Annotated in this window: 4 protein-coding genes, 1 tRNA gene and 2 rRNA genes (1 of these 7 running past the window's edge); 6 read left to right on the top strand and 1 reads right to left on the bottom strand. The window is 59.0% G+C overall.

Features of this window, described 5'->3' with window-relative positions; all coding sequences use genetic code 11:
- The 6 genes from N2A41_RS17460 to N2A41_RS17435 all read left to right on the top strand — a co-directional run.
- A 23S ribosomal RNA gene (locus tag N2A41_RS17460) occupies positions 1–2,265 on the top strand; it begins 613 nt to the left of the window's first position.
- 260 nt (positions 2,266–2,525) lie between these two features.
- Positions 2,526–2,640 (top strand): 5S ribosomal RNA (rrf, locus tag N2A41_RS17455).
- Positions 2,641–2,939: 299 nt separating this feature from the next.
- A tRNA-Met gene (locus tag N2A41_RS17450) sits at positions 2,940–3,016 on the top strand.
- Positions 3,017–3,615: 599 nt separating this feature from the next.
- Positions 3,616–4,617, top strand: a complete 1,002-nt coding sequence (gene nuoH, locus N2A41_RS17445; RefSeq protein ID WP_017965953.1) for an NADH-quinone oxidoreductase subunit NuoH — start codon at positions 3,616–3,618, stop codon at positions 4,615–4,617.
- 10 nt (positions 4,618–4,627) lie between these two features.
- A complete protein-coding gene (locus N2A41_RS17440) occupies positions 4,628–5,194 on the top strand; it encodes an NADH-quinone oxidoreductase subunit I (RefSeq protein WP_017965952.1) in 567 nt (188 codons plus the stop codon).
- 44 nt (positions 5,195–5,238) lie between these two features.
- Positions 5,239–5,679, top strand: a complete 441-nt coding sequence (locus N2A41_RS17435) for a CBS domain-containing protein (RefSeq protein ID WP_026154335.1) — start codon at positions 5,239–5,241, stop codon at positions 5,677–5,679.
- Between the two features lie 74 nt (positions 5,680–5,753).
- On the opposite strand, the gene nuoG is transcribed toward N2A41_RS17435, so the two are convergent.
- Positions 5,754–8,333, bottom strand: coding sequence for an NADH-quinone oxidoreductase subunit NuoG (nuoG, locus tag N2A41_RS17430; protein ID WP_260109348.1), 2,580 nt, complete (start codon positions 8,331–8,333; stop codon positions 5,754–5,756).
- Positions 8,334–8,360 lie beyond the last annotated feature (27 nt).

The following is an 8,360-nucleotide window of genomic DNA, read 5'->3' as shown; positions in this document are numbered from 1 at the left end:
GGAGTGAAATAGAACCTGAAACCGGATGCCTACAAACAGTCGGAGCCCGAAAGGGTGACGGCGTACCTTTTGTATAATGGGTCAACGACTTAGTGTAACAAGCAAGCTTAAGCCGGTAGGTGTAGGCGAAGCGAAAGCGAGTCTGAATAGGGCGATTTAGTTTGTTGCATTAGACCCGAAACCGAGTGATCTAGCCATGAGCAGGTTGAAGGTTGGGTAACACCAACTGGAGGACCGAACCCGCATCTGTTGCAATAGATTGGGATGACTTGTGGCTAGGGGTGAAAGGCCAATCAAACTCGGAAATAGCTGGTTCTCCGCGAAATCTATTTAGGTAGAGCGTCGAGCGAATACCCCCGGGGGTAGAGCACTGGATGGGCTATGGGGACTCACCGTCTTACTGATCCTAACCAAACTCCGAATACCGGGGAGTACTACTCGGCAGACACACGGCGGGTGCTAACGTCCGTCGTGAAAAGGGCAACAACCCTAACCTCCAGCTAAGGTCCCCAAGTCATGGCTAAGTGGGAAAGGATGTGAGGATCCCAAAACAACCAGGATGTTGGCTTAGAAGCAGCCATCATTTAAAGAAAGCGTAACAGCTCACTGGTCTAAATAAGGGTCTTTGCGCCGAAAATGTAACGGGGCTGAAGCCATGCACCGAAGCTGAGGATGTGTAGCAATACACGTGGTAGCGGAGCGTTCCGTAAGCTGATGAAGGGAGACCCGTGAGGGCTCCTGGAGGTATCGGAAGTGCGAATGTTGACATGAGTAACGATAAAGAGGGTGAGAGACCCTCTCGCCGAAAGACCAAGGGTTCCTGCTTAAAGTTAATCTGAGCAGGGTTAGCCGGCCCCTAAGGCGAGGCAGAAATGCGTAGTCGATGGGAACCACGTTAATATTCGTGGGCCTGGTGGTAGTGACGGATTGCACAAGTTGTTCTGGTTTATTGGATTATCAGGGCAGCGGAGCGGTTCCAGGAAATAGCTCCACCGTATAGACCGTACCCGAAACCGACACAGGTGGTCAGGTAGAGTATACCAAGGCGCTTGAGAGAACTATGTTGAAGGAACTCGGCAAATTGCACGCGTAACTTCGGAAGAAGCGTGACCCCATGGTAGGCAACTATTATGGGGTGGCACAGACCAGGGGGTAGCGACTGTTTATCAAAAACACAGGGCTCTGCGAAGTCGCAAGACGACGTATAGGGTCTGACGCCTGCCCGGTGCTGGAAGGTTAAGAGGAGAGGTGCAAGCTTTGAATCGAAGCCCCAGTAAACGGCGGCCGTAACTATAACGGTCCTAAGGTAGCGAAATTCCTTGTCGGGTAAGTTCCGACCTGCACGAATGGCGTAACGACTTCCCCGCTGTCTCCAACATAGACTCAGTGAAATTGAATTCCCCGTGAAGATGCGGGGTTCCTGCGGTCAGACGGAAAGACCCCGTGCACCTTTACTATAGCTTTACACTGGCATTCGTGTCGGCATGTGTAGGATAGGTGGTAGGCTTTGAAGCGGGGACGCCAGTTTCCGTGGAGCCATCCTTGAAATACCACCCTTATCGTCATGGATGTCTAACCGCGGCCCGTTATCCGGGTCCGGGACAGTGTATGGTGGGTAGTTTGACTGGGGCGGTCGCCTCCGAAAGAGTAACGGAGGCGCGCGATGGTGGGCTCAGACCGGTCGGAAATCGGTCGTCGAGTGCAATGGCATAAGCCCGCCTGACTGCGAGACTGACAAGTCGAGCAGAGACGAAAGTCGGTCATAGTGATCCGGTGGTCCCGCGTGGAAGGGCCATCGCTCAACGGATAAAAGGTACGCCGGGGATAACAGGCTGATGACCCCCAAGAGTCCATATCGACGGGGTTGTTTGGCACCTCGATGTCGGCTCATCGCATCCTGGGGCTGGAGCAGGTCCCAAGGGTTTGGCTGTTCGCCAATTAAAGCGGTACGTGAGCTGGGTTCAGAACGTCGTGAGACAGTTCGGTCCCTATCTGCCGTGGGTGTAGGAATATTGACAGGATCTGTCCCTAGTACGAGAGGACCGGGATGGACATATCTCTGGTGGACCTGTTGTCCTGCCAAGGGCATAGCAGGGTAGCTACATATGGACGGGATAACCGCTGAAGGCATCTAAGCGGGAAACCCACCTGAAAACGAGTATTCCCTATCAGAGCCGTGGAAGACGACCACGTTGATAGGCCGGGTGTGGAAGTGCGGCAACGCATGAAGCTTACCGGTACTAATAGCTCGATCGGCTTGATCGTTCTCATTGACTATGCTCATCGAACAAAGTTCGATGTGCCAGACCTTTGTCCTGACGCGCCATGGCGCTGCGGACGGCCCGCCAAACGATTGGCGACGGCCTCTGGCCTGTATGGGTGCCACAAGCACCCGCAGCCGGAAGAGGTTCCAAAAGACGTGTTCAAAACCAGCGAAAGAGAACCAAATAACGCTATTCGCTATTGGCTACTCCCTATTCGCTCCAAATCCAGCTTCTCAAAACAACAAAGTTGCGCTTTGCCGACCTGGTGGTTATGGCGGGGTGGCTGCACCCGTTCCCTTTCCGAACACGGCCGTGAAACGCCCCTGCGCCCATGGTACTTCGTCTTAAGACGCGGGAGAGTAGGTCGCTGCCAGGTCTGCAAAACGCAACTTTGATAAAACAATCTTCTCTAAACAAAACAAACGGCCCATGCCGAACAAAAAGGGTCGCGCAAGCGGCCCTTTCTGCTGTAAAATAATAACGCGGGGTGGAGCAGCCCCCGCCGGAACCGCAGAAGGCAAAGCCTTCGAGGACCGGCAAACAAAAAGTCCGGGCTTGCCCCAGACAGCTCATCATGGCGCGGGGTGGAGCAGCCCCCGCCGGAACCGCAGAAGGCAAAGCCTTCGAGGACCGGCAAACAAAAAGTCCGGGCTTGCCCCAGACAGCTCATCATGGCGCGGGGTGGAGCAGCCCGGTAGCTCGTCAGGCTCATAACCTGAAGGCCGCAGGTTCAAATCCTGCCCCCGCAACCAAACCTTCCCAAATACACATACGCAAAAGCCCGCCTCCTGCGGGCCTTTTGCGTTTCTGCTTACCGCTGGGTCGAGGCAGGCATCCGTTTCGCTGGCGATGGTAGCTCCTCGTCCTGCGGACCATAACCTGAAGGCCGCAGGTTCAAATCCTGCCCCCGCAACCAAATCCTCTCTAAAGATCAGCACCTACCTTCTTATCGCTGGCGGAAAAGCTTCGCTTTCCCTGGCGATGGTAGCTCTCGTCCTGCGGACCATAACCTGAAGGTCATGAGCGGTCGATCGGGCCAGCCCGATAAAACAGTGACCTGCCACGGAACTTTCATCCTGCAGCGATGAGAGCCTCGGCGGTTTTTGATACGCAAGATGGCGCGGTGCAACCGGCGGAAACGCGGAGCGTTCATCTTGCGCAGCGAGCCACTCGTCTCAAAACGTCCTGAGCCCGGACACATCATAGCCAGCGGCGACATAACTGCGACGGCATTGTATGCGGTGCGTCGCCGTTGTACCATGTAATCTGACAAGTGCGCGCAGTGCTCATTGTATAGCCGGAGCCAAAGTCCGGTCGTGCGCTTCAACCCGATGAATAAGTAGCCGGGATCATGGAACTTATCGTCGCCCTTGGCCTGATCGTCTTGAAGGTCGCGTTCCTGATTGCGATCCTGCTGTTGCTACCCTTGCCGCTGACCTGGCTGGAACGCAAGATCGCCGGGCACATGCAGCAGCGGATGGGGCCGATGCGCGTGGGATGGCACGGGCTGTTGCAGCCGGCGGCGGATGGAATCAAGCTCCTGACCAAAGAGGATCACATCCCGGCCGAGGCCGACCGGTTCCTGTTCAAACTGGCGCCAATCCTGGCGCTCGCCCCGCCCTTTGTGGTGTTCGTCGCGATCCCCTTCGGCGAAACGGTCTCGGTCCTCGGCCACGAGATCACGCTCTACGTCTCCAACATGAATGTGGCGCTCCTTTTCGTTTTCTCGGTGATCGGGATCGAGGTTTATGGCGTGATCTTCGGCGGCTGGGCCTCCAACAGCAAATACGCTGTCCTGGGCAGCCTCAGGACCTGCGCGCAGATGATCAGCTACGAGATCCCGATGGGGTTCGCGGTCATCGGCGTGGTCATGCTGGCGCAATCCATGAGCCTGCTCGAGATCGTGCGGGCGCAGGCCGATGTCTGGAACATCGTCTACCAACCGGTCGGATTCATTGTGTTCTTCGTCGCCGGGCTCGCCGAAGCACAGCGCATTCCCTTCGACCTGGCGGAGGCGGAGGGTGATCTGGGTGCCGGGTTCCATACCGAATACAGCGGTATCCGCTTTGCCTTCTTCATGGTCAGCGAATATGCCATCGTATTGCTTGTGTCGGTGCTGGTGGTGATCCTGTTCTTCGGCGGTTGGAACGGAGTTCTGATTCCCTTGCCACCGCTCTTGTGGTTTGTGCTCAAGATCGCGTTCTTCGTCTATGTGTTTATCTGGTTCCGCTTCACTTTCCCCCGCTACCGCTACGACCAACTGATGGCGATCGGATGGAAAGTCTTGCTTCCTCTTTCAATGGCGAACATAATTATAACCGGTGTACTTTTTGGGGTCGTAGCGGCTCCGTAGCGAGGCGGCGATGTCGCGCGCGCAGGACAGAATTGGAACATGGATTGGTTGGGCGTTCTTTGCCGATCTGGCGAGCGCCTTGGCTCTGACCTTCGGCTACATGTTCTCCAGATCCGTGACCATGCAGTATCCGGACAAGGAAAAGTGGCTGCCCTACTCCCGCTATCGCGGGCATCACTTCCTGACGCGTGATGAAGAGGGCGAGATCAAGTGCGTGGCCTGCGAACTCTGCGCGCGAATCTGTCCCTGCGACTGTATCGAAGTCGTCCCCTACGAGGACGAGAACGGCAAGCGGCACCCGGCCAAATTCGAGATCGACACGGCCCGATGCCTATTCTGCGGGCTGTGCGAGGACGCCTGCCCGGCGGACGCGATCGCGCTTGGCCAGCAATACGAATTCTCGAGTTTTTCCTCAGCTGACCTGGTGATCGGGCGCGATGATCTGCTCGCCAAGCCGGGTAAGGCGGCAACCGGCGGCGGCGTGGTTGCCGCGCGCCTGAATACGAAGAAGGACGTACTTGTCGAGACGAAAGAGACGCAGGGCTACAACTGGTGGCGGAATATCCGGCGAACATGAACGCGCGCCAGCTGTCAAACCGAAGCGCTCGGAAGGAGGCTCAGATGTTTGTCGGTGAAATCATGAAAAACAAGGGTGTCGGTGTCATCACAGTTGCTCCCGATCAGACGATGGTGGAGGTACTGCGGCTGTTTCGAGACAACAATATCGGCTTCGTCGTCGTCAGCCGATCGAACGGCAAATACCTCGGTACGCTGTCGGAGCGGGACTGCTGCAATGCGGTGGCGGAATACGGGGCCGAGGCGGCGATGATGCGGGCCGCTGACATCATGAACCGCAGTGTGGCGACCTGTTCGACACAGGATTTGCTGCCCGTCGCGATGGGGATCATGACCAATCGACGGACGCGTCATGTGCTGGTCATGGACGGGAACGAGGTTACCGGCGTGGTCAGTATCGGGGACGTGGTTAAACACAGGCTCGACGAAGCGCAGCGTACAGAGCAGGATCTGCAGGATTACATCTGCGGGACCAGGTATCACTGACGTCGCCAGATCGATGTAAAGACGCTGGGACACGGCGGCATGCCGGGGGCCTTCCGATGCCCGATCCCAAATCTTCAGACCCCACGCCAGATCCGGTCCGTGCGGTCGAGCTCAAGAGCGGCATGAACCTTCTGGACCTCCACCGGGCATGGGTATTCGCCCCGCCGCATCAGGCTGTTGAGACGCAAGGCTCTATAGTTTTCCGGAACGAAGACGAGGCCCTTGGGAAACCGCCTGTCGACCTTGAGTTGCGCCGTCAGTTCGCCCTGGCCGGAACGCACGATCACCTGATCGCCATCCGACAGGCCAAGCTGCGCGGTATCCTGCGCGCTCATCGCGACATAGGGATCGTTGGCGACTGTGTTCAGGATGTCCGACCGTTCGGAAAGATATCCGTTGTGGAACAGGCAGTCGCCGGTGATCAGCATGAGCCGGTCGGCTGCAGTTGGAACGGGCGGCGGCGCAAGGAACACGCCAGCCGGTAATGTTGGCACTGCCTTGGTGAATGCACCGTCGGCGGCAAGCCCGTCCTGCGTCAACCCCTGATAGGCCGGAACCAGCCGGGCAATCTCGTCGAAAATTTCGGCTTGCGTCGATGGCCGCAGCGCTTGGTTGCGTAGCGCCGCGACGAAGTCGACAATCGCCAGATTGCCTCGCGCCTCGAAAACGGGCACACGGAATTTGCGAACATTCTGGATCCGGCCCTCATTGTTGGTGAACGTTCCGGATTCCTCGCCGTAGCCCGACGCGGGCAAGACGACCTCGGCCATGCCCGCCGTATCCGTGAGGAACGCGTCCTGCACGATCAGGAGATCGGCGGCGCCAAGCGCCCGCGTCACGAAGTCCCGGTCGGGATAGGCGACCAGGGGGTCGGTTCCGACGATGTAGAGCGCGCCCATCCGCCCACCGACGCAGAGCTCCAGCATGGCGTCGAGATCCGCGCCGGGTTCAGACGGGATTTCGGTGCCCCAGTTTCGTGCAAAAGTTGCGCGCGCCGCGTCATCGGCGACCGCCCGCAGCCCCGGCAGACCCGCCGGCAGGACCCCCATGTCCCAGGCGCCCATCTGGTTGGCACGGTCGAAGAGAAACTGCATCGCCGGGCCCTTGCCTAGCAGGCGGAGGACGTGCAGCAGGTTGTTGAGCTGCTGCAGCGTCGCACGCGCTTCGGGTAATCTCAGGAGGTCGACGCTGACAAGCACGGTGACGCTGCGGCCTTCCCTGAGCGCGGCGGCCAGGCGCTCGGGCCCGTCACTGCCGGCGCCCGCCGCTGGTCTGCCGATTGCCGCATCGATGTCCGCAAAAGCGCCGCCCGGCAAGGCCTGACCAGCCGCCGCCACGAGACCGGCCACTACCGCCGCAAGGCTCGCCGCTTCTCCGCCCGGAGGCACACGAACCACCACCCTGGCATCGGCGTCCAGACGCGATGGCCGCGCCGATAGCATGAGCAATCCGGTCTGCCGCCGCCGCGCGCCGTCCCGCAGCAGGTATTCGGTGACCGGGTTCTCCTCGGTTATGTTGCCTCCGACGACGAGCACGCAGTCGCTGCCGATTAGGTCCTCCAGTGGCTTGCGGCTGTAGAAAGTTCCCAATAGCGGGCCGAGCGTATCGAAGGGCGCGGCCCAGCGTGACGAACAATCAATGTTGTTGGTCCGGAATACTGTTCGCATCAGCTTCTGGAACTGATAAAGCACCTCGTTGGGCAGGCGAGGCGAGGCCAGCCCGCCGGCATCCTTGCTCTCGACGGCCAACAGTCGCCGGTGCAGATAGTCCCCCGCTTCGTCCCAGGAAACCGGAACCAGGGCGCCATCGTGACGGATCATTGGCTGCTTGATCCGGTCCCGGCTTGCAACGAAATCGAGGCCGAAGCGTCCTCGCACGCAGAGAGTTTCGTGGTTGACACCTTCGTCCCACTTCGAGCGCACCCGCATGAACTCGCCCTTGCGCGTGCCCACCGTCAGCTGGCAACCGGTGCCACAATGCGGGCAGACCGTGTCGGTCTCTACGAGATCCCAGGGGCGCGCCTTGTAGCGGTAGGGGAAGCTCATCAGCGCGCCGACCGGGCAGACCTCGACGCAATTGCCGCACTGATCGCAACTCGCCAGACTGCCCTCGAAGCCGGTGACGGCGGTATCCATGCCTTTTTCGACGGTGCCCAGTGCCACCGCGCCGACGACCTCCTCACACATCCGGACGCAGCGCTGGCACTGGATGCAGCGGTTGACGTTCATGATGATGACCGGACTTAAACGAATGTCCTCGGAGTGGAACACACGTTTGTCATCGTGGAATTGGCTTTCGCGGGGGCCGTAGGCCATTACCATGTCCTGGAGCTCGCATTCGCCGCCCTTGTCGCAGATCGGGCAGTCGAGGGGGTGGTTGGCGAGCAGCATGTCGAGCATGGAAGAGCGCGTTTCCTCGATCAGAGGCGTGTTCGTCCGCACGACCATGCCATCGGTGGCCACAGTGGCGCAGGACGGCTGCAGCCGGCGCAGGCCCTCGATCTCCACCAGACACATGCGGCAGGAGGCGAGCGGCGGCAGGCGCTTCATATAGCAGAAGGTCGGGATGTCGATGCCCAAACGCAGGGCGGACTGCAACACCGTCGAGCCAGCCTCAACTTCCAGCGTTTGTCCATCGATCGTGACTTTAAGCATGGTTTCCTCACAGCCTGGTCCGGCACA

Source organism: Rhizobium sp. SRDI969 (assembly GCF_025152725.1).
Lineage (GTDB): Bacteria > Pseudomonadota > Alphaproteobacteria > Rhizobiales > Rhizobiaceae > Rhizobium > Rhizobium leguminosarum_I.
Note: the sequence above shows the minus strand (reverse complement) of the source record. Positions and strands in the feature narration are given on the sequence as shown.

Coding starts and splice junctions, on each gene's coding strand:
- nuoH (WP_017965953.1), top strand. CDS start 3,616: ATGGAACTTATCGTCGCCCTTGGCCTGATCGTCTTGAAGGTCGCGTTC.
- N2A41_RS17440 (WP_017965952.1), top strand. CDS start 4,628: ATGTCGCGCGCGCAGGACAGAATTGGAACATGGATTGGTTGGGCGTTC.
- N2A41_RS17435 (WP_026154335.1), top strand. CDS start 5,239: ATGTTTGTCGGTGAAATCATGAAAAACAAGGGTGTCGGTGTCATCACA.
- nuoG (WP_260109348.1), bottom strand. CDS start 8,333: ATGCTTAAAGTCACGATCGATGGACAAACGCTGGAAGTTGAGGCTGGC.